The sequence below is a fragment of the Paracidovorax wautersii genome, assembly GCF_031453675.1.
GTDB lineage: Bacteria > Pseudomonadota > Gammaproteobacteria > Burkholderiales > Burkholderiaceae_C > Paracidovorax.
The window spans coordinates 4,524,704-4,550,953 of record NZ_JAVIZX010000001.1; the positions used below are offsets into that span (position 1 = coordinate 4,524,704).

General features: G+C 68.4%; 24 protein-coding genes. 15 read left to right on the forward strand and 9 right to left on the reverse strand.

Annotated features, from left to right (window positions below):
• Positions 1-150: 150 nt before the first annotated feature.
• The 3 genes from parC to QE399_RS20550 all read right to left on the reverse strand — a co-directional run bounded on the left by parC (position 151) and on the right by QE399_RS20550 (position 5,364).
• Positions 151-2,502: a DNA topoisomerase IV subunit A gene (gene parC / locus QE399_RS20540; RefSeq protein WP_309831779.1), complete on the reverse strand. Its 2,352-nt coding sequence runs from the start codon at positions 2,500-2,502 to the stop codon at positions 151-153.
• Positions 2,499-3,302 (reverse strand): lytic transglycosylase domain-containing protein, encoded by an 804-nt coding sequence (locus QE399_RS20545; protein WP_309831781.1) that lies wholly within the window; start codon positions 3,300-3,302, stop codon positions 2,499-2,501. The genes parC and QE399_RS20545 overlap by 4 nt, the downstream gene beginning before the upstream one ends.
• 79 nt (positions 3,303-3,381) lie before the next feature.
• Complete coding sequence (locus QE399_RS20550) at positions 3,382-5,364, reverse strand: DNA topoisomerase IV subunit B (protein ID WP_309831783.1); 1,983 nt, start codon at positions 5,362-5,364, stop codon at positions 3,382-3,384.
• 129 nt (positions 5,365-5,493) lie between these two features.
• On the opposite strand from QE399_RS20550, the gene QE399_RS20555 reads away from it, so the two are divergent.
• From QE399_RS20555 to QE399_RS20575, 5 genes are all read left to right on the forward strand, one after another.
• Positions 5,494-6,717 carry an MFS transporter gene (locus tag QE399_RS20555; RefSeq protein WP_309831784.1) on the forward strand — a complete coding sequence of 408 codons (1,224 nt, stop codon included), beginning with the start codon at positions 5,494-5,496 and terminating at the stop codon, positions 6,715-6,717.
• 263 nt (positions 6,718-6,980) lie between these two features.
• Positions 6,981-7,538: a class I SAM-dependent methyltransferase gene (locus tag QE399_RS20560; protein ID WP_309831786.1), complete on the forward strand. Its 558-nt coding sequence runs from the start codon at positions 6,981-6,983 to the stop codon at positions 7,536-7,538.
• Positions 7,539-7,572: 34 nt separating this feature from the next.
• A complete protein-coding gene (dapA, locus tag QE399_RS20565; RefSeq protein WP_309831788.1) occupies positions 7,573-8,469 on the forward strand; it encodes a 4-hydroxy-tetrahydrodipicolinate synthase in 897 nt (298 codons plus the stop codon).
• Between the two features lie 55 nt (positions 8,470-8,524).
• A complete protein-coding gene (gene bamC / locus QE399_RS20570; RefSeq protein WP_309831791.1) occupies positions 8,525-9,613 on the forward strand; it encodes an outer membrane protein assembly factor BamC in 1,089 nt (362 codons plus the stop codon).
• A 22-nt stretch (positions 9,614-9,635) separates the two neighbouring features.
• Positions 9,636-10,415, forward strand: coding sequence for an MBL fold metallo-hydrolase (locus tag QE399_RS20575; protein WP_309831794.1), 780 nt, complete (start codon positions 9,636-9,638; stop codon positions 10,413-10,415).
• A gap of 208 nt (positions 10,416-10,623) precedes the next feature.
• On the opposite strand, the gene QE399_RS20580 is transcribed toward QE399_RS20575, so the two are convergent.
• The 3 genes from QE399_RS20580 to QE399_RS20590 all read right to left on the reverse strand — a co-directional run bounded on the left by QE399_RS20580 (position 10,624) and on the right by QE399_RS20590 (position 12,741).
• Complete coding sequence (locus QE399_RS20580; protein ID WP_309831796.1) at positions 10,624-10,884, reverse strand: hypothetical protein; 261 nt, start codon at positions 10,882-10,884, stop codon at positions 10,624-10,626.
• A 183-nt stretch (positions 10,885-11,067) separates the two neighbouring features.
• Positions 11,068-11,598 carry a hypothetical protein gene (locus QE399_RS20585; RefSeq protein WP_309831798.1) on the reverse strand — a complete coding sequence of 177 codons (531 nt, stop codon included), beginning with the start codon at positions 11,596-11,598 and terminating at the stop codon, positions 11,068-11,070.
• 15 nt (positions 11,599-11,613) lie between these two features.
• Positions 11,614-12,741 (reverse strand): JmjC domain-containing protein, encoded by a 1,128-nt coding sequence (locus tag QE399_RS20590; RefSeq protein WP_309831800.1) that lies wholly within the window; start codon positions 12,739-12,741, stop codon positions 11,614-11,616.
• A gap of 52 nt (positions 12,742-12,793) precedes the next feature.
• Between QE399_RS20590 and QE399_RS20595 the strand changes: the two genes are divergently transcribed.
• On the forward strand, positions 12,794-13,318 hold the full coding sequence (locus QE399_RS20595; protein WP_309831803.1) for an FKBP-type peptidyl-prolyl cis-trans isomerase: 525 nt from the start codon (positions 12,794-12,796) through the stop codon (positions 13,316-13,318).
• A gap of 66 nt (positions 13,319-13,384) precedes the next feature.
• On the opposite strand, the gene QE399_RS20600 is transcribed toward QE399_RS20595, so the two are convergent.
• From QE399_RS20600 to coaBC, 3 genes are all read right to left on the reverse strand, one after another.
• Positions 13,385-13,885 carry an outer membrane lipoprotein gene (locus tag QE399_RS20600; protein ID WP_309831805.1) on the reverse strand — a complete coding sequence of 167 codons (501 nt, stop codon included), beginning with the start codon at positions 13,883-13,885 and terminating at the stop codon, positions 13,385-13,387.
• A 172-nt stretch (positions 13,886-14,057) separates the two neighbouring features.
• Complete coding sequence (dut, locus tag QE399_RS20605) at positions 14,058-14,507, reverse strand: dUTP diphosphatase (protein ID WP_309831807.1); 450 nt, start codon at positions 14,505-14,507, stop codon at positions 14,058-14,060.
• Positions 14,508-15,036: 529 nt separating this feature from the next.
• Positions 15,037-16,257 (reverse strand): bifunctional phosphopantothenoylcysteine decarboxylase/phosphopantothenate--cysteine ligase CoaBC, encoded by a 1,221-nt coding sequence (gene coaBC, locus QE399_RS20610; RefSeq protein ID WP_309831809.1) that lies wholly within the window; start codon positions 16,255-16,257, stop codon positions 15,037-15,039.
• 103 nt (positions 16,258-16,360) lie between these two features.
• Between coaBC and QE399_RS20615 the strand changes: the two genes are divergently transcribed.
• The 9 genes from QE399_RS20615 to QE399_RS20655 all read left to right on the forward strand — a co-directional run bounded on the left by QE399_RS20615 (position 16,361) and on the right by QE399_RS20655 (position 26,103).
• Entirely contained in the window at positions 16,361-18,052 is a 1,692-nt protein-coding gene (locus QE399_RS20615; protein WP_309831811.1) for a CTP synthase, read from the forward strand.
• A gap of 18 nt (positions 18,053-18,070) precedes the next feature.
• On the forward strand, positions 18,071-18,928 hold the full coding sequence (gene kdsA, locus QE399_RS20620) for a 3-deoxy-8-phosphooctulonate synthase (protein ID WP_309831813.1): 858 nt from the start codon (positions 18,071-18,073) through the stop codon (positions 18,926-18,928).
• 50 nt (positions 18,929-18,978) lie between these two features.
• Positions 18,979-19,269, forward strand: a complete 291-nt coding sequence (locus QE399_RS20625; RefSeq protein WP_309831815.1) for a DUF1330 domain-containing protein — start codon at positions 18,979-18,981, stop codon at positions 19,267-19,269.
• A 118-nt stretch (positions 19,270-19,387) separates the two neighbouring features.
• The gene (eno, locus tag QE399_RS20630) at positions 19,388-20,674 is read left to right on the forward strand and encodes a phosphopyruvate hydratase (protein ID WP_309831818.1); all 1,287 of its coding nucleotides are present in this window, start codon (positions 19,388-19,390) and stop codon (positions 20,672-20,674) included.
• 178 nt (positions 20,675-20,852) lie between these two features.
• The gene (locus tag QE399_RS20635; protein ID WP_309831820.1) at positions 20,853-21,137 is read left to right on the forward strand and encodes an FtsB family cell division protein; all 285 of its coding nucleotides are present in this window, start codon (positions 20,853-20,855) and stop codon (positions 21,135-21,137) included.
• A 205-nt stretch (positions 21,138-21,342) separates the two neighbouring features.
• Positions 21,343-21,978, forward strand: a complete 636-nt coding sequence (locus tag QE399_RS20640) for a hypothetical protein (protein ID WP_309831822.1) — start codon at positions 21,343-21,345, stop codon at positions 21,976-21,978.
• Positions 21,979-22,048: 70 nt separating this feature from the next.
• Positions 22,049-22,603: an RNA polymerase sigma factor gene (locus tag QE399_RS20645; protein ID WP_309831824.1), complete on the forward strand. Its 555-nt coding sequence runs from the start codon at positions 22,049-22,051 to the stop codon at positions 22,601-22,603.
• On the forward strand, positions 22,600-23,556 hold the full coding sequence (locus tag QE399_RS20650; RefSeq protein WP_309831826.1) for a FecR family protein: 957 nt from the start codon (positions 22,600-22,602) through the stop codon (positions 23,554-23,556). The genes QE399_RS20645 and QE399_RS20650 overlap by 4 nt, the downstream gene beginning before the upstream one ends.
• Before the next feature lie 108 nt (positions 23,557-23,664).
• The gene (locus QE399_RS20655) at positions 23,665-26,103 is read left to right on the forward strand and encodes a TonB-dependent siderophore receptor (protein ID WP_309831827.1); all 2,439 of its coding nucleotides are present in this window, start codon (positions 23,665-23,667) and stop codon (positions 26,101-26,103) included.
• Positions 26,104-26,250 lie beyond the last annotated feature (147 nt).

Genomic DNA, 26,250 nt, shown 5'->3' on the forward strand with positions numbered 1-26,250 from the left:
GCCACCCCTGCAGTCGTTGTTGTGCTTGCAGCGATGGTGCGCGGGGCAGGCGCAGTTTTCCTATCCGGAAGAACCCGCGGGCGCCGGTGTGTTGCGCGCACACGGCGTTCCGCGCAGCAGCACGGGCCGGGGCCCGCGCGGCTGTTTGCGTCACTCCACGCGGGTGATGCGGGCCGGCTTGAAACCCAGGTCCGCGGCCTTGCCCTTGCGGCCGCGGGCCGCGCGGGCATTGTTCAGCGAGCGGATCTCCAGCGACTCCTCGCGCTCCTTGCCGCCGCGGCCGATGCCTTCGATGCGGATGCTGCGCGTGTACGCCGCGGCCCCGGCCAGCGTGTCCTTGGGCTCCAGGTCGATCAGCATCAGCCCCCGGCCGCCGTTGGCCATGAGCTTGAGTTCGCCGATCTCGAACGTGAGGATGCGCCCGCCCGTGGAAGCGCAGCACACGTGCGTGGCCGGCACCAGCGGCTGGCTGCCGCTGGTGAAAGCGGCGTGCGACGGACGGCAGAGCTGGTCGCCCTCGCCCAGCGTGATGAAGGCCTTGCCGCCCTTGTTGCGCGCCGTCATGTGCTCCACCGCGGCCAGGAAGCCGTAGCCCGAGGAGCTGGCCAGCAGCAGCACGGCGTTGGCCGGGCCGGCAAAGTAGTACAGAGGCTGCGTGCCGCTCTCCAGGTCGATCAGCGTGGTGATGGGCTGGCCATCGCCGCGCGCGCCCGGCAGCTGCGACACGGCCACCGAATACAGGCGCCCGTTGCTGCCGAACACGATGAGCATGTCCACCGTGCGGCATTCGAAGGTGCCGTACAAGGCATCGCCGGCCTTGAAGGCGAAGCTGCCCGCTTCATGCCCGTGGCCGTTGCGCGCACGCACCCAGCCTTTTTCGGACACCACCACGGTGACGGGCTCGTCCACCACGCGCACCTCGGCCACGGCCTTCTTCTCGGCCTGGATCAGCGTGCGGCGCGCGTCGGCGAACGTCTTGGCATCGGCTTCGATCTCCTTGACCATCAGCCGGCGCAGCGAATTCGGGTTGGCCAGGATGTCTTCGAGCTTGCCCTGCTCTTCGCGCAGTTCCTTCAGCTCCTGCTCGATCTTGATGGCTTCCAGCCGCGCCAGCTGGCGCAGGCGGATTTCCAGGATGTCCTCGGCCTGCCGGTCCGACAGGTTGAAGCGCGCGATCAGCGCCGCCTTGGGCTCGTCGGCGGCGCGGATGATGGCGATCACCTCGTCGATGTTGAGCAGCACGGTCTGCCGCCCCTCGAGGATGTGGATGCGGTCCAGCACCTTGTTCAGGCGGTGCTGGGAGCGCCGCGTGATCGTCGTCTGGCGGAAGGCGATCCACTCCTCCAGCATCAGCCGCAGCGATTTCTGCACGGGCTTGCCGTCCAGCCCCACCATGGTCAGGTTGATGGGGGCCGAGGTTTCCAGGCTGGTGTGCGCCAGCAGCGTGGTGATCAACTCCTGCTGCGGCACCTTGCCGGTCTTGGGCTCGATCACGATGCGCACGGGCGCGTCCTTGCTGGACTCGTCGCGCACGCCGTCCAGCACCGCCAGCAGCGTGGCCTTGAGCTGCACCTGCTCGGCCGACAGCGCCTTCTTGCCGGTCTTGACCTTGGGGTTGGTGATCTCTTCGATCTCCTCCAGCACCTTCTGCGTGCTCACGCCCGGCGGCAGCTCGGTCACGATGAGCTGCCACTGGCTGCGCGCCAGGTCCTCGATCTTCCAGCGCGCACGCACTTTGAGGCTGCCGCGGCCGGTGCGGTAGGCGTCGGCGATGTCCGCGCTGCTGCTGATGATCTGGCCGCCGCCGGGGTAGTCCGGGCCGGGCACGATGGCCAGCAACTCGTCTTCGGTCAGCTTCGGGCTCTTGATGAGCGCCACGCAGGCGTCGGCGATCTCGCGCAGGTTGTGGCTGGGGATTTCCGTCGCCAGGCCCACGGCGATGCCGCTGGCGCCGTTGAGCAGCGCGAATGGCAGGCGGGCCGGCAGCTGACGCGGCTCCTGCGTGCTGCCGTCGTAGTTGGGCATGAAGTCGACCGTGCCTTCGTCGATCTCGTCCAGCAGCAGGCCGGTGATGCGCGACAGGCGCGCCTCGGTGTAGCGCATGGCCGCGGCGCCGTCGCCATCGCGGCTGCCGAAGTTGCCCTGGCCGTCGATCAGCGGGTAGCGCTGGTTGAAGTCCTGCGCCAGGCGCACCAGCGCGTCGTAGGCCGACTGGTCGCCGTGCGGATGGAAGCGGCCCAGCACGTCGCCCACCACGCGGGCGCTCTTGACGGGCTTGGCCGCGACGTTGCGGTTGGGGCCGCTGTAGCCCAGGCCCATGCGGTCCATGGCGTACAGGATGCGGCGCTGCACGGGCTTGAGGCCGTCGCACACGTCGGGCAGCGCGCGGCCCTTGACCACGGACAGGGCGTATTCCAGGTACGCGCGCTGGGCGTAGCCTGCCAGGCCCAGGCCGTCGCCGGGATCGGCCGGGGAAAGATCGAGAGTGGGTTGGTCGCTCATTCGTTGGAGGGCTGAGAAGTCGTAGCTCCCAGTGCCACGCGGGCGGGCAGGCCGGCCGCGGCGTCACGGGATGATGAGGAAGAAGTTGGAGCGGAAGGCGTGGCCGGTAGCTGCATGCGTACGCGGCCCGGGGCGGAGCGCCGGGCCATCGCCTGCGCCGCAGGCGGCTTGAGCTGGCCGTACAGGCCCAGCACGCTCTTCACGTAGTTCTGCGTTTCGCGGTAGGCCGGGATGCGCTGGCCCGCGCGCTGCACGGCGCCCTCGCCAGCGTTGTAGGCGGCCAGCGCCAGGTCCATGCGGCCTTCGAACAGGTCCAGCAGGTGGCGCAGGTAGCGCGTGCCGGCCGCCACATTGGTGGCCGGATCGACGAGCCGCTGGGCGGCGGTGCGCTTGGCATCGGCGGCCACGCCGAAGCGCTCCGCCGTCGCGGGCATCAGCTGCATCAGGCCGACGGCGCCGCGCGGGGACACGGCTGCCGGGTCGAAGCCCGACTCGGTGGCGATCACCGCCTGCAGCAGTTCGACCTCGACGCCGTAGCGCTCGGCCGCAGCGCGCAGATGGTGTCGGACGCTCTTGTAGCCCGGCGCGATGTCGAAGTAGGTCTGCAGCCGTGCGGGTCCCGATGCGGCGGCCGAGGCCGCAGCGGCACCGCCGTCCCGCACGGAGTCGAACTCGCGGCCGCGGAAGAACAGTGCATAGCGTTCGTCCACCTGCTCGGCCGCAAAGTGGGTGATGCCCCGCTCGTCCACATAGGCCCACAGATCCGCCCACGCGGCATGCTGCGAAAACAGGAGCAGCATGCCCAATACGGACGAGCGCCAGCGGCCTAAAAGACCAGCAAGGCTTGAACCCAGCGCGGCAAGGCGGCCTGCCATGGCTTCAGATGTCCACTTCCACGGCGTCGCCGTGCAGTTCCATCAGTTCACGCCGCGCGGCCGCTTCGCCCTTGCCCATCAGCTTGGTGATCAGGCCTTCGGTGGCGGCGAAGTCCATGTCGCCCAGCTGCACCGGTAGCAGGCGGCGGGTGTCGGGGTTGAGCGTGGTTTCCCACAGCTGCTCGGCGTTCATCTCGCCCAGGCCCTTGAAGCGGCTGATCTGGCACTTCTCGCGCGGCACGCCGTCCTTGGCGCACTTGTCCAGGATGGCCTCCAGCTCGCCATCGTCCAGCGCGTAGAGCTTGGAGGCCGGCTTCTTGCCCCGCGCCGGCACGTCCACGCGGAACAGCGGCGGGCGCGCCACGTAGATATGGCCGGTCTCGATGAGCTTGGGGAAATGGCGGAAGAACAGCGTGAGCAGCAGCACCTGGATGTGCGAGCCGTCCACGTCGGCGTCCGACAGGATGCAGATCTTGCCGTAGCGCAGGCCGGACAGGTCGGGCGCATCGTTGGGGCCATGCGGGTCGACGCCGATGGCCACCGAGATGTCGTGGATTTCGGTGTTGGCGAACAGGCGGTCGCGGTCCACCTCCCAGGTGTTGAGCACCTTGCCGCGCAGTGGCAGCACGGCCTGGCTTTCCTTGTCGCGGCCCATCTTGGCGCTGCCGCCGGCGGAGTCGCCCTCGACCAGGAACACCTCGTTGTGCGAGATGTCGCGGCTTTCGCAGTCGGTGAGCTTGCCGGGCAGCACGGCCACGCCGGAGCCTTTCTTCTTCTCCACCTTCTGGCCCGCCTTCTGGCGTGTCTGCGCGGCCTTGATGGCCAGTTCGGCCAGCTTCTTGCCGTAGTCGACGTGCTGGTGCAGCCACAGTTCGAGCGCCGGGCGCACGAAGTTGCTGACCAGGCGCACGGCATCGCGCGAGTTCAGCTTTTCCTTCACCTGGCCCTGGAACTGCGGGTCCAGCACCTTGGCCGACAGCACGTAGCTGGCGCGGGCGAACACATCCTCGGGCAGCAGCTTCACGCCCTTGGGCAACAGCGAATGCAGCTCGATGAAGCTCTTGACCGCGTTGAACAGGCCGTCGCGCAGGCCCGCGTCGTGCGTGCCGCCGGCGCTGGTCGGAATCAGGTTGACGTAGCTCTCGCGCACGGGCGCGCCTTCGTCGGTGAAGCCCACGCACCACGCGGCCCCCTCGCCTTCGGCAAAGCTCTCGTGGTGGCGGTCGGCAAAGCCCTCGCCCTCGAAGAGCGGAATCACCGGGTCGGCCGACAGCGTCTGCGCTAGGTAGTCGCGCAGGCCGCCCTTGTACTGCCAGGTCTGGGTCTCCTTGGTCTTTTCGTTCACCAGCGACACCGTCACGCCCGGCATCAGCACGGCCTTGCTGCGCAGCAGATGGGTGAGTTCGCCCATGGGCAGGGCCAGCGTCTCGAAGTACTTGCCGTCGGGCCAGACGCGCACCGTCGTGCCCTGCTTGCGCTCGCCGGGCTCCAGCGGTCGGGCCACCAGCGGCTCGGTCACGTCGCCGCCCTGAAACACCAGGCGGGCGACCTGCCCTTCGCGGTGGGTGCTGGCCTCCAGGCGCAGGGCCAGGGCGTTGGTCACGCTCACGCCCACGCCGTGCAGCCCGCCCGAGAAGCTGTAGGCGCCGCCCTTGCCCTTGTCAAACTTGCCGCCCGCGTGCAGGCGGGTGAACACCAGCTCGATCACCGGTGCCTTTTCCTCGGGGTGCAGGCCGAAGGGAATGCCCCGGCCGTCGTCTTCGATGCTCACCGAGCCGTCGGTGTGCAGGGTGACCTTGATCTTCTTGCCGTGCCCGGCCAGCGCCTCGTCGGCGGCGTTGTCCAGCACCTCCTGCAGGATGTGCAGGGGGTTGTCGGTGCGGGTGTACATGCCCGGGCGCTGCTTGACGGGCTCCAGCCCTTTCAGGACGCGGATCGAGCCTTCGGAGTATTCGCTGGCGGGAGTGGATGCGGGTTTGACTGCCATGGCGGCGGATTGTAGTGCTGGATATAACAACAGTTTTCTCCACTCCGGTTTTATCCGCCGGGCGCCCTCCCGCTCTCCGCTGTCGCAGCCACGCCAGCGCGAAAGGCGGGTTTTGGCTACATTCGCCGGATGCATAAAGACACACAGAAACTGTCCATGGCCCAGGTGCTGATGTGCGGCGCCGCCATCGTCACGCTGTCCATGGGCATCCGGCACGGGTTCGGCCTGTGGCTGCAGCCCATCACGCAGGACATGGGCTGGACGCGCCAGACCTTTGCCCTGGCAATCGCCGTGCAGAACATCGCCTGGGGCGTGTTCGGCATCTTCGCCGGCATGGCGGCCGACCGGTTCGGGGCCTTCCGTGTGCTGATCGGCGGGGCGGTGCTCTATGCGCTGGGCCTGGCCGGCATGGCGCTGTCGCCGACGCCGCTGCTGTTCGCCCTCACCGCCGGCGTGCTGATCGGCGCGGCCCAGGCGGGCACCACCTATGCCGTGATCTACGGCGTGCTGGGCCGCCAGATCGCGCCCGAGAAGCGCTCCTGGGCCATGGGCGTGGCGGCCGCGGCCGGTTCGTTCGGCCAGTTCCTGATGGTGCCCGTGGAGGGCCAGCTGATCGCCGGCCTGGGCTGGCAGGAGGCCCTGCTCGCCCTCTCGGCCATGGTGCTGCTCATCGTGCCGCTGGCCTTCGGCCTGCGCGAGCCGGGCTTCGGCAACGCTGCCGGGGGTGCAAAGCTCCAGCGCAGCCAGACCGTGGGGCAGGCCATGTCCGAGGCGCTGCGCTATCCCAGCTTTCTGCTGCTCACGGCCGGCTACTTCGTGTGCGGCTTCCAGGTGGTGTTCATCGGCGTGCACATGCCCAGCTACCTGAAGGACCATGGCCTGTCGCCCCAGGTGGCCAGCTATGCGCTGGCGCTGATCGGCCTGTTCAACGTGTTTGGCACCTACATCGCCGGCACGCTCGGCCAGCGCATGGCCAAGCGCAAGATCCTCGCCTTCATCTACTTCGCGCGGGCGGTGGCCATCAGCGTCTTCCTGCTGGTGCCGCTGTCGCCGCTGTCGGTGTATGTGTTCTCGGCCGTCATCGGCTTCCTGTGGCTGTCCACCGTGCCGCCCACCAACGCCACCGTGGCGCAGATCTTCGGGGTGCAGCATCTGTCGATGCTGGGCGGCTTCGTGTTCTTCAGCCACCAGATCGGCAGCTTCCTGGGCGTGTGGCTGGGCGGGCTGCTGTACGACCAGACCGGCAGCTACGATGTGGTCTGGTACCTGGCCATCGCGCTGGGCGTCTTCGCGGGGCTGGTGAACCTGCCCGTGAAGGAAGCCCCGATCCTGCGCGCGCCCCAGGCCGCCTGACCCTCCAACCCCGCTACCGCCATGCCCACCACCGCTGCCCCGACGCCCGCTCCCGCCGCGCCCGCGTTCGCCCGCGCCGGTGGGCCTGGGCGCTGGCGGGCGCGGCGGTGCTCGCACTGGTCTTCCTGCTGTACACCGAGCCCGGCTTCGTGGTGATGATGGCGGACCAGGTGTGGGCCTGCTTCTGAGGCAAGATCCAAGCAAAATCGGCCTCCAGCGCTTATTGGATAAGCGCATATAGCTCCCATTTCAATAGCAAACCCATGCCACAGAACCTGCCCGCGGCCCCGTCGCCCTGGATCGAGCGCTGGGCCCACCTGCTGCCGCAGGGCGGTTCGGTGCTGGACGTGGCCTGCGGCGCCGGCCGGCATGTGCGCTGGCTGCACGCACGCGGCCACCGCGTCACCGGCGTCGACCGGGACGCCGCGGCCCTGGCGCCGCTGCAAGCCCTGGGCGAGATGGTCTGCGCAGACATCGAAGGCGGCCCCTGGCCGCTGCCCGGCCGCCGGTTCGACGCGGTCGTCGTCACCAACTACCTCTGGCGGCCGCTGCTGCCGGTGCTGGTCGCCAGCGTGGCGCCCGGCGGCGTGCTGCTGTACGAGACCTTCGCCGCAGGCAACGAGCGGCTGGGCCGGCCGGCACGCCCGGAGTTTCTTTTGCGGCCCGGGGAACTGCTGGCCGCCTGCACGGGTCTGCGTACCGTGGCCTTCGAGGACGGCTATCTCGACAGCCCTGCCCGGTGTATGCAGCGCGTGGCCGCCCTCCGGGAAGATGCCGAGTCTGCCCCTCTCGAGCGCCTCCGGCTGCAGCCCCCGCTCTAGTTAGAATGCTCTTTTACCGTTTTCCAACGCGGACATGACCCTTCCCAGCGCTCCTCTGACCGGCAGCATCGTCGCTCTCGTCACCCCCATGCACGAAGACGGCAGCGTGGACTACCCCACGCTGCGCACCCTGATCGACTGGCACATCGCCGAGGGCACCGACTGCATCGGCGTCGTCGGCACCACGGGCGAATCGCCCACGGTGAACGTCGAGGAGCACTGCGAGATCATCCGCGTGGCCGTCGAGCAGGCGGCCAAGCGCGTGCCCATCATGGCCGGCTGCGGTGCCAACTCCACGGCCGAGGCCATCGAGCTGGCGCGCTTTGCCAAGAAGGTGGGCGCCGACTCGCAGCTGCAGGTCGTGCCCTACTACAACAAGCCGACGCAGGAAGGCCAGTACCAGCACTTCAAGGCCATCGCCGAAGCCGTGGGCGACCTGCCCACCATCCTCTACAACGTGCCCGGCCGCTCCGTCGCCGATATGCAGCACGACACCGTGCTGCGCCTGGCGCAGGTGCCCGGCATCATCGGCATCAAGGAAGCCACCGGCAACATCGAACGCGCGCAGTGGCTCATCCGTGACGTGCCCCAGGGCTTCGCCGTGTATTCCGGCGACGATCCGACGGCCGTGGCCCTCATGCTGTGCGGCGGCCAGGGCAACATCAGCGTGACGGCCAACGTGGCCCCGCGCCTGATGCACGAGCTGTGCGTGGCCGCGCTGGCCGGCGACGTGCGCCGCGCCATGGACATCCAGCTGCGCCTGATGCCCGTGCACAAGCACCTCTTCGTCGAGGCCAACCCCATCCCGGTCAAGTGGGCCATGGCCCGCCTGGGCCGCTGCGGCGGCACCATGCGCCTGCCCATGACGCCCCTGAGCCCCGCCAGCGAACCGGTGGTGGAGGCCGCGCTGCGCTCCGCCGGCCTGCTCTGACCCTTTTCCGCACGGCCCCTTTCGGCAACTCTCCCAGATCTACGAGGATTTTCGCGTGAACGCTTCCACCCGCCTGGGCCTGCTCGGCCTCGTTATGGCCTTGTCGGCCTGCTCCGTGCTGGAGAACGACAAGATCGACTACAAGAGCGCCACCAAGGGATCGACCCTGGAAGTGCCGCCGGACCTGAACCAGATCGCGCGGGAGACGCGCTACGTGGTGCCGGGCGCCCCGGTCTCCGCCGCCGCCTACGAAGCCGGCCAGGCCCAGCGCCCTGCCGCATCCGCTGCAGCCGCCCCCAAGGCCATCGGCGACGTGCGCATCGAACGCGACGGCAACCAGCGCTGGCTGGTGGTCGACCGTCCGGCCGACCAGCTCTGGGAACCGGTGCGCGACTTCTGGCTGGAAAACGGCTTCATCTTCACCACCGAGCAAGCCAATCTCGGCATCCTGGAAACCGACTGGGCCGAGAACCGCGCCAAGCTGCCCCAGGACATCATCCGCTCGACCATCGGCAAGGTCTTCGATTCGCTGTACTCGACCGGCGAGCGTGATCGCTTCCGCACCCGCCTGGAGCGCGGCGCCAACGGCAGCACCGAGATCTTCATCAGCCACCGCGGCATGATCGAGGTCTACTCGTCCACGCAGAAGGACAGCACCGTCTGGCAGCCCCGGCCTGTGGACCCGGAACTGGAAACCGAATTCCTGCGCCGCCTGATGGTCAAGCTGGGCGTCAGCCAGGAGCAGGCAAAGGCCGTGGCCGCAGCGCCCGCACCCGTCATCCCCACGGCGCGCATGGCCACCGTCAACAACACCCCGGTGGTGCAGCTCGACGAAGGCTTCGACCGCGCATGGCGCCGCGTCGGCCTGTCGCTGGACCGCACCGGCTTCACGGTGGAAGACCGCGACCGCAGCCAGGGCGTGTACTTCGTGCGCTACGTGGCCCCGACCGAGAAGAAGGAACAGGGCTTCTTCAGCAAGATCTTCAGCCGCTCTCCGGATGCCGTGGCGCCGCTCAAGTACCGGATCGTCGTGCGCAGCGAAGGCGAGAAGAGCACCGCCTCCGTGCTGAACGCCGCTGGCGCGCCCGAGTCCTCGGCCAACGCCGAGCGCATCGTGCGCGTGCTGGCGGACGACCTGAAGTAAGCCGGGAAGGCGTTGCCGATCGGTGCTGCGTTTTCGCAATCTGGCCAGTGGCAGCACCGGCAACGCTACCGTCGTCGAAGGGCGCAGCGGCACGCAGACGCGCCGCCTCCTCGTCGACTGCGGCCTGGGCATCCGCCAGCTGGAATGGCGCCTGGCGGCTGCCGGCATCGCACTGCAGCAGCTCGACGGGATCTTCATCACGCATGAGCATTCCGACCACATCGGCTGCTCGCTGAAGCTGGCCCTGCGCCACCGCATACCGGTGTGGATGAGCCAGGGCACGCATGCGGCCTTGGGCGCTCCGGATTTCGACGGCCTGCTGCGCGTGGCCTGCGACGGCGAGCCCATCGACCTGGGCGCCTTCGAGGCCCTGCCATTCACCGTGCCGCACGACGCGCGCGAGCCGCTGCACCTGCGCTGCAGCGACGGCGCCACCCACATCGGATTGCTCACCGACCTGGGCCATGCCTCCGAGCATGTGCTGCACCATCTGCAGGGCTGCCACGCCCTGCTGCTGGAGTCCAACCACGACCCCGAGATGCTCCAGGCGTCCAGCTACCCGGCCTTCCTCAAGCGGCGCATCAGCGGGCGGCTGGGCCACCTGCCCAACACGGTCTCGGCAGACATCCTGAAAGCCGTGCGGCACGACGGCCTGCAGCGCGTGGTCGCCGCGCACCTGAGCGCGCAGAACAACCGGCCGGAGCTGGCGCAGGCCGCGCTGGCCGAGGCGCTCGGCTGGAGCACCGGCGACATCGACGTCGCCCATCCGCGGGAAGGCACGGACTGGATTGCCGTCAACTGATCCCGGCCTCAAAGGCCTGCTCGCCTGACCCGGTTGGCAGAAGGTCTGGGCCCGCGCCGGCCACCAGGACTGCACGCCGCACGACGTAGCGTTCCAGCAAGGCCTTCAGGGCCGCAATCCGTCCGGTCCCGCCAAAGAAAAAGCCCCGACCGCGCGGTACGGGGCTTTCGCCGTCCGGAAGCAGGTTCCGGACAGGGGGCCAATCGGCTTACTTGGCAGCCGATGCGCCTGCAGCAGCGGCGGCGGCTGCATCGGCAGCGGCGGCAGCAGCGTCGGAGGCGGGAGCGGATGCGGCATCGGCAGCCGGTGCGGCAGCGGCGTCGGAAGCAGGCGCTTCTGCGGGAGCTGCGGCAGGAGCGGGGGCTTCGACAGCGGCAGGAGCCGGTGCAGGAGCGGGCTCTTCCTTCTTGCCGCAAGCGGCGAGGGCTGCAGCAGCGATCAGGGCGGCCAGAACGACGGAGTTCTTCATTTCAGTGTTTCCTATTGGACAGACGATTCTTTGAATGGCCATGACGTCCACCTCTTGCAGCGGTGCGCTGTGGCTGTATGCGCTCAAGGGCGCTCTGGTTTTGAAACCAGTTCGAAATTATAGGGAGGTTTTGTCAATCCTGACTAACGCTGACAGCAGGAAATACGCGGCTTTGCCAGCGCTTCACAAACCCAGCGTGGTAGCGGGAAAGCCGGGGCTGCTGCGGCGCAGCAGCCACTCGTCCAGCGATTCCCGCAGCCGCTGGCAGCGCTCGGGCTCGGATCCGCTCACCCCCGCGCAGCGCTGCGGGTCCAGCCGGTGCAGCGCCCAACTCGGAGACCAGAGCGCACTCGGCAACTCCACGGAACTCGCGGCGGCCCGGCGGCACTCGATGATGTGACCCCAGGTGCCACGCCAGTGCACGAAGCGCGGATGGGCGCGCACGATCTCGTCGAAGCCACCGGCCAGCAGCACGAACCGCCGCCCGCTGCGCGCCCAGGCCTCCAAGGACTCCGTCACGCTGCGCTCGCTCAGCGGCCAGTCGCCGAATTGCGCATCGCTGAGCACCAATTCCGGCCATCCCTCGCGCGCCGCGCAAGCCAGAGCATCGCGGACCAGGCCACGAAAGGCCTCGCGCCCGTCGAACCGACCAGAGGGCAGTCCCCCACCCCACGGTACGGGTGCGTCAGCACCTTCGGCAGGCAGCTTGGGCATGCGAAGCTTCAGGGTTCAGGACTGCGGATCGGGATGCGCCCAGCCGGTTTCGCACCAGGCCGACAGCAACTCCAGCGCGTCGTCGCTGGCCCGGGCCAGGTCCGCGGCGGTAAGGAAGCGCTGGTCCGCAAGCCGCCGCATGAGTGTGGCGTCACGGCCGCCGGCGCGGTAGCTATCGCCGTTGATGAACACATGGCGCTCGTCGTACATCATGCGCGTGCGCCGGTCCAGCGCCACACCTTCCAGCATCTGCATGGCTTCGGCGGGCTCGAACCAGACGTTGGACTTGGGTTCGGTCAGGCACTCGCCCAGCGCGCGCTCCAGGCCGCCCGGCTGCGCCAGCGCGCGTTGCACCGCGTCGCGGGCGAACTCCTGCAGCTGCGCGGGAATGGCCCCCGGACGGTCGACGGCGGGCTGCTTGGGATCGCGGTAGATGGGCGAATCCTCTTCGTCGCCCGCCTCGTCGGCCACGCGCATCAGCACCTCGCGGGCCAGCTCGGCGCGGTTGGCCGAGCGAAAGCCGATGGAGTAGGTCATGCACTCGCCCTCGGCGATGCCGTCGTGGGCCCAGCCGGGCGGCAGATAGAGCATGTCGCCCGGCTCCAGCACGAACTCCTGTTCGGGCACGAAGTTCGCCAGGATCTTCAGCGGCAGGCCGCCGCGCAGGCTCAGGTCCTTTTGCCGGCCGATGCGCCAGCGGCGTCGGCCGTGCGCCTGCAGCAGGAAGACGTCGTAGCTGTCGAAGTGCGGGCCCACGCCGCCGCCGTCGGTGGCATAGCTGATCATCAGATCGTCCAGGCGCGCCTCGGGCACGAACCGGAACTGCTGCAGCAGCGCGTGCGTGGCGTCGTCATGCAGGTCCACGCCCTGCACCAGCACCGTCCATTCCGGCGTCTTCAGCGGCGGGATAGAGCGCCGCGGAATCGGTCCATGGCGCAAGGACCACTGGCCCTTCTTGTGCTGGATCATGCGCGATTCCACGCCTTCCTCACCGGCCAGCGCGAACAGCTCGGCGCGCCCCACGGGCGGCTCGAACTGCGCGATCGCCTGGCGAACGAGGAGGGGTTTCTTGTGCCAGTACGTGCGCATGAACTGCGCAGGCGTCAGGCCGCCCAGCAGGGCCAGCGGTTGTTGGATATCCATGGAGATTTGCATGCCGCTGTCGCGGCCCGGGTCGAACTGCGACAATTCTCCTATGGAAATTACCGAACAATGTGTGGTCGCCTTGACCTGGATCCTGAAAGACACGCTTGGCGAGGAGCTTGACGTGCTCGACGAGCCGGTGGAGTTTCTAGTGGGCGGGGACGATCTGCTCGCCCGCCTGGAAGAAGCCTTGCAGGGCCATTCCGCGGGCGCGTCGCTGTCCCTGCATCTGGAGCCCGAAGAAGCCTTTGGCGACTACCAGGAGAAGCTGCTGTTCCTGGAGCCGCGCTCCCTGTTCCCTGCGGACATCGAGGAAGGCATGACCTTCGAGGGCTCTGCGCTGCCCGAGGGCAGCAACCCCGACGCGCCGCGCGATGCGCTGTACACGGTGGCCCAGCTCTATCCGGACCATGTGGTGCTGGACGGCAACCACCCTCTCGCAGGCATTGCACTGCGCCTGCACCTGCAGGTGCACGGCGTGCGCGAAGCGACGGAAGACGAGATCGGCCGCGGCACGGCAGGCACCGGCTTCTTCCGCATCCAGCCGCAGGCGCCGGGCAACGATCTGCTGCATTGATCAGCGTTGGACGCACCCAAAGAAAAAACGGGCCGCAGGGCCCGTTTTTCTTGGAGAGTGTTCCCCTTACATGCGCGAGATCTGGCCGCCGTTGATGCGCACGCGGTCGCCGTTGCGCAGGTCACCCGGGGAAGCCACTTCGTACACTCGCTGGCCGCCCTGGTCCAGGTTGATGATCAGGCGGTACCCCTCGACCGGACCGTTATTGTTGCCGCGGCCCTCGATGGCATTGCCGGCCACACCGCCGCCCACCGCGCCGAGCACCGTGGCGGCTGCCCGGCCGCTGCCGCCGCCGACCTGATTGCCCAGCACGCCGCCGACCACCGCGCCCAGGATGGCACCGGTGCCGCTGGTGCGGCCGCGGGCCTGCAGGGTCTCGATCTGGGCCACCGTGCCGTATTCCGTGCCGTACTGCGTGTTGGCCGGCACCGTATTGGGTGCCGGGTAGGCTGGGTAGCCGGCGCCGGACTGGGCCGGATAGGGACCGGGCTGGGCACAGGCGGCCAGGGTGCCGGCCACGACCACCGAAGCAGCCAGAGACATGAAGCGGGAAGACGGTTTACGCATGGTTGAACTCCTTTGTCTATGCAATGGCCGGTCTGGCCGCTGCGTTGACCCATTGCACCATTGCACACACTTGCAACACTGCGCGGAGATACCGCCGCCCCCTGCCGTCCTGCATCAGGCCGGACCGTAGGCCAAAGCCTTACAGAGCCGCCCCCACTCAGGTGGCCTGCTACTACTGCTTTCCTGTGGAGCCGTATCCGCCCTCGCCCCGTTCGGAGACATCGGCGAAGGCATTCACTACATTGAACTGCGCCTGTACCACCGGCACGATCACCAGTTGCGCCAGACGCTCCATGGGCTGAAGGGTGAACGGCACGTCGCTGCGATTCCAGGCGCTGACCATCAGCTGGCCCTGGTAGTCGCTGTCGATCAGGCCGACCAGGTTGCCCAGCACGATGCCGTGCTTGTGACCAAGGCCTGAACGGGGAAGGATGAGCGCGGCATAGGCCGGGTCCTTGAGGTGGATGGCCATGCCCGTGGGCACCAGTTGCCAGGCGTTCGGGGCCAGCGTCAAGGGCTCCTCCAGGCAGGCCCGCAGGTCCAGGCCGGCGCTGCCGGGCGTTGCGTAGGCCGGCAGTTGGTCAGCCAGGCGGGGATCGAGAACTTTGACGTCGAGTTTCACGCGGGAATCACTTTCGGGGGCGGGACGAGGACTGCGGCGGTGCGCGCCGCTGAAGGCCGCGCCACAGGAGTTGCAAGAAAGAGGAAGGCGGGGCCTCGGCACTGCGAGGGGATGCGGGGCCCGACAGCGCCGACACGGCTGCATGCCCGAGCCACAGCAAAAAGCCCAGGAAGGCCAGCCCGACCATGGAAACCGTGCCGTGCAGGAAAAACAAGGCCCCCAGGACCAGCAGGCCCGCAGCCAGCATGCGCCGGAGCCCGCAACAGGCGCAGCAGGATCGCCCTGGAGGCCTGCGAGACCGTCGATGGAGACGGCGCCGCCGGCCGACCGGCAGCGCCCGTCTTGCGGCGATCGCCGCCGCGCTGGGCGCGCGCAGGCTGCTGTGCAGTGCCGGCGGCACCGACCGGCTGGCGGGGCGACTGCGTGAGACGCTCCACATAGCTGGCGAAATCGCCGTCGGGCGGCGTGTCCCATTCGGGCCGCGAAAAGGCGGACATGGCGGTCCTCTCGGAAATGGAGTGCGAACGGATCAGGCAGAGGTCGGCAGCCGGCGTGCGATGTCCGCCACCAGCTGCTGGGCCAGCACGCGCTTGGAGGCCTGCGGCAGCTCGCGGTGTCCCTGCGAGTCGACCAGCAGCAGGGCGTTGTCGTCCCGGCCGAAGGTGGCGGGGCCGATGTTGCCCACCAGCATGGGCACGCCCTTGCGCAGGCGCTTGGCGCTGGCGTGTGCCAGCAGGTCTTCGCTCTCCGCCGCAAAGCCGACGCAGAACAGCGCCCCGGAACGCGCCCGGTCAGAATGGGCCACGGTGGCCAGAATGTCGGGGTTCTCGACGAAGGCCAGAGGCGGCACCTCGCCCGAGCCGTCCTTCTTGATCTTGTGCGCCGCGGCCTGCGCCGGACGCCAGTCGGCCACGGCGGCCGTTGCTATGAAAACAGAAGCATAAGGCGCTTGGGATTCAACGGCTGCGAGCATTTCCGACGCAGACTGCACATCGATGCGCCGCACGCCGCGCGGTGTCGGCAGGTGCACGGGGCCGGCCACCAGCGTGACCTCGGCACCCGCCTCGCGGGCGGCGCGGGCGATGGCAAAGCCCATCTTGCCGCTGGAGCGGTTGGTGATGCCGCGCACCGGATCGATGGCCTCGAAGGTGGGGCCGGCCGTGATCAGCACCTGCTGCCCTGCCAGCACCTGGGGAGCGAAGAAGGCCGTCAGTTCCTGCAGGATCTCGTTGGGCTCCAGCATGCGGCCGTCGCCGGTCTCGCCGCAGGCCTGGTCGCCGTTGCCCACGCCCAGCACCCTCGCGCCGTCCTTCGCCAACTGTGCCAGATTGCGCTGCGTGGCGGGGTGGGCCCACATCTCGCGGTTCATGGCGGGTGCCAGCAGCAGCGGCACGCGGTCGATGGGGCGGGCCAGGCACAGCAGGCTCAGCAGTTCGTCGGCCCGGCCCTGCACCAGGCGGGCGATGAAGTCGGCGCTGCAGGGCGCGATCAGAATCGCATCCGCCTCGCGGCTGAGGTTGATGTGCGGCATGTTGTTGGGCTCACGCGCATCCCACTGCGAACCGTAGACCGCACGGCCGGTCAGCGCCTGCATGGTCACCGGCGTGATGAATTGTGCTGCGGCCTCGGTCATGACGACCTGCACGGTGGCGCCTGCCTTGATCATCAGGCGGCTGAGTTCCGCCGCCTTGTAACAGGCCACACCGCCACTCAGGCCCAGGACGATGTGTTTGCCAGCAAGCTCGTTCATGGGGCCGGAATTTAGCAGACGGAGCTTGTGGGCTTGGGAGCCGGGGCGGCAAAGCCCGGCGGGCAGGCCTCTATAATCCCAATTTCCCACCACCAAAAAAGACATGACCAAATTTGTCTTCGTCACCGGCGGTGTGGTGTCTTCCCTGGGCAAGGGAATCGCCTCCGCCTCCCTTGCTGCGATCCTCGAATCGCGCGGCCTCAAAGTTACCCTCATCAAGCTCGACCCGTACATCAACGTGGACCCGGGCACCATGTCCCCGTTCCAGCACGGCGAGGTGTTCGTCACAGACGACGGAGCCGAGACCGACCTCGACCTGGGCCACTATGAGCGTTTCATCGAAACGCGCATGAAGAAGACCAACAACTTCACCACGGGCCGCATCTACCAGTCCGTGCTGGAGAAGGAACGCCGCGGCGACTACCTGGGCAAGACCGTGCAGGTGATCCCGCACGTCACCAACGAAATCCAGGAATACGTCAAGCGCGGCGCCGGCGTAGGCACCGATGACGCGGTCGATGTGGCCATCGTCGAGATCGGCGGCACCGTGGGCGATATCGAATCGCTGCCCTTCCTGGAGGCCGTGCGCCAGCTGAGCCTGAAGCTCGGCCCCAACAACGCCGCCTTCGTGCACCTCACCTACCTGCCCTTCATCGCGGCGGCAGGCGAGCTCAAGACCAAGCCCACGCAGCACACGGTGCAGAAGCTGCGCGAGATCGGCATCCAGCCCGACGCGCTGCTGTGCCGCGCCGACCGCCGCATTCCCGACGAAGAGCGCGAGAAGATTTCGCTCTTCACCAACGTTCCCGAATGGGGCGTGATCAGCATGTGGGACGTGGACACCATCTACAAGGTGCCCCGCATGCTGCACGAGCAGGGCCTCGATGGCCTCATCTGCGACAAGCTACGCCTGAACACCCCGCCCACCAGCTTGAAGCGCTGGGACCAGCTGGTGTACGAGACCGAACACCCGCAAGGCCAGGTCACCATCGCCATGGTGGGCAAGTACGTCGACCTGTCCGACAGCTACAAGTCGGTGAACGAGGCGCTGCGCCACGCCGGCATGAAGAACCATGTGCGCGTGAAGATCGAGCATGTCGACTCCGAGACCATCGGCGCGGCGGATGCCGCCGAGAAGCTCGCCAAGTACGACGCCATCCTGGTGCCTGGCGGCTTCGGCGCACGCGGTGTCGAGGGCAAGATCAGCACCGCCCGCTTCGCCCGCGAGCACAAGGTGCCCTACCTCGGCATCTGCCTGGGCATGCAGGTGGCCACCATCGAGTACGCCCGCCATGTGGCCGGCCTCCAGAACGCCAACAGCACCGAGTTCGAACCCGCCACGCCCCACCCCGTGATCGCTTTGATCACCGAGTGGAAGGACGCCGACGGCACCATCAAGAAGCGCGATGCCAACTCTGACCTGGGCGGCACCATGCGGCTGGGTGCGCAAAGCTCCGACGTGGCCCCCGGCACGCTGGCCCACGAGATCTACGGCAACGTGGTGACCGAGCGCCATCGCCACCGCTACGAAGCCAACGTGAACTACCTGGACCAGCTGCGCAAGGCAGGCCTGGTGATCTCGGCCCTGACGCAGCGCGAGCAACTCACGGAGATCGTCGAGTTGCCGCACGATGTGCACCCCTGGTACATCGGCGTGCAGTTCCACCCGGAGTTCAAGTCCACGCCGTGGAACGGCCACCCGCTGTTCAACGCCTTCATCAAGGCGGCCATCGAGCACCAGGCGGCCCGCGCCCCGGCGCTGGCGTCCGCCACGGCTGCCGCTGCGGCCGTCTGACACCGCAGGAGACTCGCCATGCAACTGTGCGGCTTCAACGTCGGCCTCGACCAACGCTTCTTTCTGATCGCGGGCACCTGCTCCATCGAGGGCCAGCAGATGTCCCTGGATGTGGCCGGCCAGCTCAAGGAGATCTGCGCGCCCCTGGGCATTCCGCTGATCTACAAGGGCTCGTTCGACAAGGCCAACCGCTCGTCGGGCTCCAGCAAGCGCGGCGTGGGCATCGATGCGGGTCTCAAGATCCTCGACGAAGTGCGCCGCCAGCTGCAATTGCCCATCCTGACCGATGTGCATGACACCTCCCACGTGGCCGAGGTGGCCAGCGTGGTCGACGTGCTGCAGACGCCCGCCTTCCTGTGCCGCCAGACCGACTTCATCCGCGCCGTGGCGCAGTCGGGCAAGCCGGTGAACATCAAGAAGGGCCAGTTCCTCGCGCCCTGGGACATGAAGAACGTCATCGACAAGGCCCGCGCTGCCGCTAGGGAAGCGGGCCTGTCCGAAGACCGCTTCCTGGCCTGCGAGCGCGGCGTGAGCTTTGGCTACAACAACCTGGTGGCCGACATGACCAGCCTGGCGGAGATGCGCAACTCCGGCGCGCCGGTGGTGTTCGACGTGACCCACTCGGTGCAGAAGCCCGGTGGGCAGGGCACCGTCAGCGGCGGCGCGCGCGACATGGTGCCGGTGCTGGCGCGTGCCGGCGTGGCCGTGGGTGTGGCCGGCCTGTTCATGGAAACGCATCCCCGTCCCGCCGAAGCCTGGTCCGACGGCCCCAACGCTGTGCCCCTGGCGCGCATGAAGGCGCTGCTGGAGACGCTGGTAGCGCTCGACGAGGTCACCAAGAAGCACGGCTTCCTCGAAAACGATTTCGAAGCCTGATCGCTACGACCTTCGGCCCCTATCCACCTAGAACGAAAGAGACAAGCACCATGCCCAGCGGATACGTCATCGCCAGCGTCACCGTCACCAATCCCACGCAGTACGAGGAGTACAAGAAGTGGAGCACCCACGCCATGCAGGTGCACGGCGCCGAGGTGTGCATCCGCGGGGGCAAGGTCGAGGTGCTGGAAGGTGACTGGAACCCGGGCCGCCTGGTGCTGCTCAAGTTCCCCACCTTCGAGGCCGCCCAGGCGTTCTACGCCACGCCCGAATACCAGAAGGCCAAGGCTGCCCGCGAAGGCGCGGCCGTGATGCGCATGGTGTGCGTCGAAGGTGTCTGAGCTCGTTAACTCCTGAATTGATAGCTGCTCGCGCATACAGATCAAGCGCTGGAGGCCGATTTGGCTCAAAGGCCATGCCTCCACACCCCGGATTTGAAACTCCCCGTAAAGGAAACCCATGAGTGCGATTGTTGACATCGTCGGCCGTGAAGTGCTGGACAGCCGTGGCAACCCCACCGTCGAATGCGACGTGCTGCTCGAGTCGGGCGTGATGGGCCGTGCGGCCGTGCCGTCCGGCGCGTCCACCGGCAGCCGCGAGGCCATCGAACTGCGTGACGGCGACAAGAGCCGCTACCTGGGCAAGGGCGTGCTCAAGGCCGTGGAGCACATCAACACCGAGATCTCCGAAGCCGTGCTGGGCCTGGACGCCTCCGAGCAGGCCTTCCTGGACAAGACCCTCATCGACCTGGACGGCACCGACAACAAGAGCCGCCTGGGCGCCAACGCCATGCTGGCCGTCTCCATGGCCGTGGCCCGCGCCGCCGCCGAAGAGTCCGGCCTGCCGCTGTACCGCTACCTGGGCGGCATGGGCGGCATGCAGCTGCCCGTGCCGATGATGAACGTCATCAACGGCGGCGCGCACGCCAACAACAGCCTCGATCTGCAAGAGTTCATGATCATCCCCGTGGGCGCGCCGAGCTTCCGCGAGGCCGTGCGCTGGGGCGCCGAAGTGTTCCACGCGCTCAAGAAGATCATCAACGACAAGGGCATGAGCACCGCCGTGGGCGACGAAGGCGGCTTCGCTCCCAGCGTCGAGAACCATGAAGCCGCCATCCAGCTGATCCTGCAGGCCATCGACGCTGCCGGCTACACAGCCGGCGAGCAGATCGCCCTGGGCCTGGACTGCGCCGCCAGCGAATTTTTCAAGGACGGCCACTACGTGCTGGAAGGCGAAGGCGGCATCAAGCTGACCGCCCAGCAATGGACCGACATGCTGGCCACCTGGGTGGACAAGTACCCCATCATCTCCATCGAAGACGGCATGGCCGAAGGCGACTGGGACGGGTGGAAGCACCTGACCGAGCGCCTGGGCAAGAACGTGCAGCTGGTGGGCGACGACCTGTTCGTCACCAACACCAAGATCCTGAAGGAAGGCATCGACAAGGGCATCGGCAACTCGATCCTCATCAAGATCAACCAGATCGGCACCCTGACCGAGACCTTCGCCGCCATCGAGATGGCCAAGCGCGCCGGCTACACGGCCGTGATCTCGCACCGCTCGGGCGAAACGGAAGACTCGACCATCGCCGACATCTCGGTGGGCACCAACGCCGGCCAGATCAAGACCGGCTCGCTGTCGCGCTCCGACCGCATCGCCAAGTACAACCAGCTGCTGCGCATCGAAGAAGACCTGGGCGACATCGCCCACTACCCCGGCCGCGAAGCGTTCTACAACCTGCGCTGAGCGCCTGCACCGTCGCCATGGCCCCTGTTGCCGCGCCTTTCGCTGCCCCAGCGGCAGCGGCACGTGTGCGGCGCATGCCTGGCCTGTGCGGCGGCTCCGTCCATCCGCAGCCAGCGCCCCACAGCGGGTGCAGGCTGCGGCGTACCATGGCGGCCCCTGCCCCTGACTTCTCCTACCCATGAGCTCCCGCATCGTTCCGCTGGTCTTGCTGCTGCTGCTCGTGGGCATCCACGCCCAGCTATGGACCGGGCGCGGCAGCATCGCGCATGTGCAGGAGATGCGCGAGAAGATCGAGGCACAGCACGCCGCCAATGCCCAGGCACGCCAGGCCAACGAGCGGCTGGGCTCCGAGGTCCAGGATCTGAAGGACGGCCTGGACATGGTCGAGGAAAAGGCCCGCAGCGAACTCGGCATGGTCAAGCCCAACGAGATCTACGTGCAGGTCGCCAGCCCGCGCCGCTGAGGCACCGCTCCTGAAAAGAGAGCTGCCAGCGCTCGTCTCCATTGATTTTTCGATTGATTTGACCGGCATTTGCCCACAGGACGTGCGCTGAACGCTATTGGTTGGATAGCACGGCGGGCCTTGCAGGCGCCCCCAGCGACGCGCCGCCGCCCCGCCGGCCTTGGCACTGCACAAGCCGGCCACCCAATCCGCCCCCTTTTACGCCATGCCGCCTGACCCGAGCGTTTCCTCTGCCGCGCCCGTCCGCCACGGGCTCGCGCGCCCAGTAACGGCCGCACCCCAGGCGCTGCATGTGGCCATCGTCGGGGCCGATGAGGCGGCCTGCAGGGCGCTGGCGCAGGCGCTCGATGCCTGGGCGGCCCGCCGGGAGGGCCAGGCGTCCCTGCCGGTGACCTGGCACGCGCAGACACCGCTGCAGCGCCTGGCCCAGCAGGTGGGCGCTGCGGCCCGCTTCGGCGACGATGCCCACCAAGCAGCCCTGGCTTGCGCGGCGGACCACCGCGCCGCCTATGAATGGACCTTGCTGCTCGGCCACGAAGACGCCGCCCCGTCGCGGGCCGACGACTTCCTGCGCACGGCATTGACGCGGGCGGCCGTGCCCTTTCAAGTGCTTTACGGTCCGCCAGCCGCCCGCTTCAGCCAGGCCGCCGCGGCCATCGCCCGGCAGACCGCGCAGCGCGGTGCGGCTGCAGCAGCACCGGCCCTGTCCGCGGACCCACCCCCACCCCCTGCCGCTGCCGCTGCCGACAGTCCGCAGCGGCTGCGGGCCTGGGGATGCGAGAAATGCAGCGACCCTGCCTGCGAGCACGCGCTTTTTCAGCGACTGTTGCAATCGCGCTGAAACCTGCCACTCCAGCGCAATACCGATAATAATTCTCATTTAACATGGCGGGCTTGCTGGTCTCGTCCGTGTGTCTTCGCTCGTCTCCCACTCCCCTTTGCTGACCGCGCTGGTCCGCCACTACGAGGAACTCGTCGTCCACGTGCGCCGCGGCCCCGTGGCGCGCTGGGGCGACCGCAGCCTGGCACGCGAGGTCGTGCACGACGTGTGCACCGAGATTCTTGCAGCGCCACCCGCGCAGGCGCCCCGTGTGCCGCTGGCCTTTCTGCGGACCGTATGCACCCGCCGCGCCATCGACCGGTGCCGCCATGAAGAGCGCCAGACGTTGTGGCTGGTCCCGGCGGGCGACGCGCTCCCGCACGCACCCGCTCCACCCTCGTCCGATCCTGCGCACATCCTCCAGGGGCGCCAGCGCCTGGCATTGCTGGCCGATGCCATCCACGCCCTGCCGCCGCGCTGCCGCGATGTGTTCGTGATGCACCGCATCCACGGCGTGGCCCAGGCCGAGGTGGCCGTGCACCTGGGCATTTCGCTGAAGACCGTGGAAAAACACCTGCGCATCGGCACGGCGCTGTGCCGCACGGCCTTGGGCGAGCAACTGCATGCGCTGGAGAACCTTGCATGAGCGCCGCCGCCCAGGACGGGGTGGGCCAGGCTGCAGCCGCCCTGACGCCGCAACCGCCCCGCGCCCCCTCCGAACTGGCCTGCTCTGGCGACGCGTTGAACGACGCGCTGCAGGCCGAGCGCGACGAGTTGCGCGCGCTGTTCCCGCTGCCGGCACCGCGCTCGCCCGGCCGGCGCACCGTGCGCTCCCGCACGCGCAATGCCGGCCTCGCACTGGCCGTGATGGCCACGGCGGCCGCAGTCGTGGTGGGGCTCGACCCGGCCTGGCATACCGAACAGCATGCGACCGCGATAGGCGAGCAGCGTACCGTGGCGCTGGCCGACGGCACCCGGTTGACGCTGGACACCGCCACCGGCGTGCGCGTGCGCTGGCACCTGCGCAGCCGCCGGCTGGAACTGCTGCAGGGCCGCGCGCGTTTCGACGTCGCGCCCAGCTCGCTGCGCCCCCTGTACGTGGCAGCCGGCAGCGTGCAGGTGCGTGTGGTGGGTACGGTGTTCGATGTGCGACGCGAGGGGTATGCGCCAGGGCCGGTGCAGGATTCGGCCCGCCCCCAGGTCCGTGTGACGGTGCTGGAGGGCCGTGTACAGGTGCGCGACGCCGCCCACGCCGGCGCAGCCTGGGTGCTCGGCCCCGGCCAGCGCCTCCTGGCGGGCGGCGCGCAGCCTGCGGCGCCCGAGGCGTTCGACACCTCCCCGTCCCAGGGCGACGCCGCAGGAGGATGGGCGCAGGGCCGGCTGGTGTTCGACCGCGTGCCGCTGCGCGATGCCCTGGCGGAGGTGCAGCGCTACCGCAGCGCCCCCATCCGGCTGCATGGCGACGGGCGCCTGGCGCAGCAGGCCGTCTCGGGCGTATTCGAGACCACCCGGACCGACCAACTGCTCGATCTGCTACCCCATGCGCTGGGCGCGCGCGTACAGCGCCGGGCCGATGGCAGCGTGGACGTGTCCCGCTGACGCACGCCATCGGTCGTCTTTTTTTCCTCGGGCAGGTAGGGTTGCGCCGTCCGGCAAACGACATCCCTGGTGAACCCTTTCATCACCGGTCCCAAGGAGTCTTTCCGCATGTCCGATCGTTTCCGGCCCCGCCCCTGGCGGCTGGCCCGCATCACGCCCGTCGCCGCCGCCCTGCTGCTGGCCTGCGCGGCGCAAGCACAGTCCTCCCGCATCGCCATCGACCTGCCGGCCGCCCCGCTCGACCGCTCGCTGGGCACGCTGGCCCGGCAGGCGGGCGTGCAGGTGTTCTTTTCGTCCGACCTGGCGCAGGGCCGCACCGCGCCCGCACTGCGCGGCGAGTTCACGGCCCGCGAGGCGCTGGACCGGCTGCTGGCAGGCAGCGGCCTGGCGTTGCGCGCGCAGGACGCGACGACCTTCACTGTGGAACCCGCACCGGCGGCCGCGGCGGGCGGCGCCAGCACCACGCTGTCGGAAGTGAAGGTCGTGGCCGAGGCGGACACCAGCGGCACCACCGAGGGCACGGCCTCGTACACCACGCGGGCGACCAGCACCGCCACGCGCCTGCCCCTCACGCTGCGCGAGACGCCGCAGGCCGCCACCGTCATCACGCGCCAGCGCATGGACGATCAGGCCATGACCAGCATCGTGGATGTGGTGCAGGCCGCGCCGGGCCTGTTCCTGAGTGGGGCCGACGGCGTGGGGCGGCCCAACATCACGGCGCGCGGCTTCAGCGCGAACGTGATGTACGAGGGCTTCACCAGCGCCTGGAGTTCGTTCCTGCCCAGCTCGCAGGCCAACATGGCGCTGTTCGACCGGGTGGAGATCGTGCGCGGGGCCACCGGTCTCGCGCAGGGCGCGGGCTCGCCGTCGGCCGCGATCAACATGGTGCACAAGCGGCCCACGCGCGACTTCCGCGGCGCGGTCAGCGCCAGCGCCGGCAGCTGGGACGACTATGGGCTGACCGCCGACGTGGGCGGCCCGCTCAACGCCGCCGGCACGCTGCGCGGGCGCCTGGTGGCCGCCGGGCAGGATGCAGGCACCTTCCGCGACGTGGAGAAGCACGACCATGGTCTGCTCTACGGCGTGCTGGAGGCGGATGTGGGCGAGCGCACGCTGCTCACCCTGGGCGTGCACCGCCAGACCGACTACTCCAACCATTTCTGGTACGACCTGCCGATGGGCGGCCGCGGCGGGCACCTGAACCTGCCGCGCTCCACCTTCCTGGGCAACGACTGGGAATACGCCAAGAACCGCGTGACCACCGCTTTCGCCACGCTGGAGCACGAACTGGGCAACGACTGGAAGCTGCGCCTGGCCACGCTGCAGAGCTGGCGCGACCTGGACATCCTGGGCACGGCCACCTACCGTGAATCGGCCAACGCCACCAACGACGTCTTCTACCAATCGGTCTGGGGCGGCCAATACGACTACCGCAGCCAGAACTACGACGTATCCGTGTCCGGCCCGTTCGAGCTGCTGGGCCGCAGGCACCAGGTGGTGGCCGGCGCCACGCACCAGGCCCTCGACAGCACCACGCACAACCGCAGCTGGACGCCGTCGCGCATCCTGGGCGTGGACGTGTTCCGCTACGACCCCTACGGCACCCCGGAACCCGTGGGCACGCCCACCACCACGACGAGCAACGTCATCTCGCAGGACAGCGTGTACGCCACCACCCACCTGCACCTGGCGGACCGCTGGAAGCTGCTGCTGGGCGGCCGGCTGGACTGGTACGAGTACGACAACCGCAGCGGCCCCGGGAGCTACAAGGTCACCCGCAACGTGACGCGCTATGCCGGTGTCACCTACGATCTGGACCGCCACCACACGGCCTACGCGAGCTACACGGACATCTTCAATCCGCAGACCGCCAAGGGCACCGACGGCCACATCATCAAGCCCATCGTGGGCGAGAACTACGAGGTGGGCGTGAAGGGCGAGTACTTCGGGGGGGCGCTGAACACCACGCTGGCGTACTTCCAGGTCAACCAGACCAACCGCGCACGCACGCTGACCGACCAGAGCGCCTGCCCCACCTACCCCGAAACCGCGTGCTCGGAGGCCTCGGGCCTGGTGCGCACCAAGGGCGTGGACCTGGAGGTGCTGGGCGCCCTCACGCCGCGCTGGCAGATCGGCGCGGGCTACACCTATGCCGACACGCGCTACGTGCGCGACGGCAACGCCGCCAACATCGGCCAGCGTTTCAGCACCGGCACCAACCCGCAGAACATGTTCAAGCTGACCACGCTGTACCGCTTCGCTGGCGAGCTGCAGCGCTGGCGCGCGGGCGCCAGCCTGTACTGGCAGAGCCGCCTGTACAACAAGGGCACGACGGCGGGCAACGCCTGGCGCAACGAGCAAGGGGCCTACGCCGTGGCGGACGTACTGCTGGGCTACCAGCCCACGGCCCAGCTGGATCTCCAGCTCAACGTGACGAACCTGTTCGATCGCAGGTACTACCGCGCCGTCGGCTACTCCACCCAGTGGGGAACCGACATCTACGGCGAACCGCGCAAGCTCAAGGTCACCGCCAAGTACAGTTTCTGAAGCGGGGAAAGCGCAATCACCGCAAGGAACCTCTGCCCCCATCGAGCGGAGGGGTGCGCTGCGGTGGTCTGCGCAGAGGTTCACCAGTGGCGCCACCGCTCACAAAAATATAGCTGCCAGCGCTTTATGTACCGGCACTGGCGGCCG

Excerpts from the sequence above, each read along its gene's own strand:
- QE399_RS20640 (WP_309831822.1), top strand. The coding sequence starts at position 21,343 with ATGCCGCCTGACCCGAGCGTTTCCTCTGCCGCGCCCGTCCGCCACGGG.
- dapA (WP_309831788.1), top strand. The coding sequence starts at position 7,573 with ATGACCCTTCCCAGCGCTCCTCTGACCGGCAGCATCGTCGCTCTCGTC.
- QE399_RS20615 (WP_309831811.1), top strand. The coding sequence starts at position 16,361 with ATGACCAAATTTGTCTTCGTCACCGGCGGTGTGGTGTCTTCCCTGGGC.
- QE399_RS20650 (WP_309831826.1), top strand. The coding sequence starts at position 22,600 with ATGAGCGCCGCCGCCCAGGACGGGGTGGGCCAGGCTGCAGCCGCCCTG.
- QE399_RS20655 (WP_309831827.1), top strand. The coding sequence starts at position 23,665 with ATGTCCGATCGTTTCCGGCCCCGCCCCTGGCGGCTGGCCCGCATCACG.
- QE399_RS20560 (WP_309831786.1), top strand. The coding sequence starts at position 6,981 with ATGCCACAGAACCTGCCCGCGGCCCCGTCGCCCTGGATCGAGCGCTGG.
- QE399_RS20550 (WP_309831783.1), bottom strand. The coding sequence starts at position 5,364 with ATGGCAGTCAAACCCGCATCCACTCCCGCCAGCGAATACTCCGAAGGC.
- kdsA (WP_309831813.1), top strand. The coding sequence starts at position 18,071 with ATGCAACTGTGCGGCTTCAACGTCGGCCTCGACCAACGCTTCTTTCTG.
- coaBC (WP_309831809.1), bottom strand. The coding sequence starts at position 16,257 with ATGAACGAGCTTGCTGGCAAACACATCGTCCTGGGCCTGAGTGGCGGT.
- QE399_RS20545 (WP_309831781.1), bottom strand. The coding sequence starts at position 3,302 with ATGCTGCTCCTGTTTTCGCAGCATGCCGCGTGGGCGGATCTGTGGGCC.
- eno (WP_309831818.1), top strand. The coding sequence starts at position 19,388 with ATGAGTGCGATTGTTGACATCGTCGGCCGTGAAGTGCTGGACAGCCGT.
- QE399_RS20600 (WP_309831805.1), bottom strand. The coding sequence starts at position 13,885 with ATGCGTAAACCGTCTTCCCGCTTCATGTCTCTGGCTGCTTCGGTGGTC.
- QE399_RS20555 (WP_309831784.1), top strand. The coding sequence starts at position 5,494 with ATGCATAAAGACACACAGAAACTGTCCATGGCCCAGGTGCTGATGTGC.
- QE399_RS20580 (WP_309831796.1), bottom strand. The coding sequence starts at position 10,884 with ATGAAGAACTCCGTCGTTCTGGCCGCCCTGATCGCTGCTGCAGCCCTC.
- QE399_RS20585 (WP_309831798.1), bottom strand. The coding sequence starts at position 11,598 with ATGCCCAAGCTGCCTGCCGAAGGTGCTGACGCACCCGTACCGTGGGGT.
- QE399_RS20590 (WP_309831800.1), bottom strand. The coding sequence starts at position 12,741 with ATGGATATCCAACAACCGCTGGCCCTGCTGGGCGGCCTGACGCCTGCG.
- QE399_RS20635 (WP_309831820.1), top strand. The coding sequence starts at position 20,853 with ATGAGCTCCCGCATCGTTCCGCTGGTCTTGCTGCTGCTGCTCGTGGGC.
- QE399_RS20625 (WP_309831815.1), top strand. The coding sequence starts at position 18,979 with ATGCCCAGCGGATACGTCATCGCCAGCGTCACCGTCACCAATCCCACG.
- parC (WP_309831779.1), bottom strand. The coding sequence starts at position 2,502 with ATGAGCGACCAACCCACTCTCGATCTTTCCCCGGCCGATCCCGGCGAC.
- QE399_RS20595 (WP_309831803.1), top strand. The coding sequence starts at position 12,794 with ATGGAAATTACCGAACAATGTGTGGTCGCCTTGACCTGGATCCTGAAA.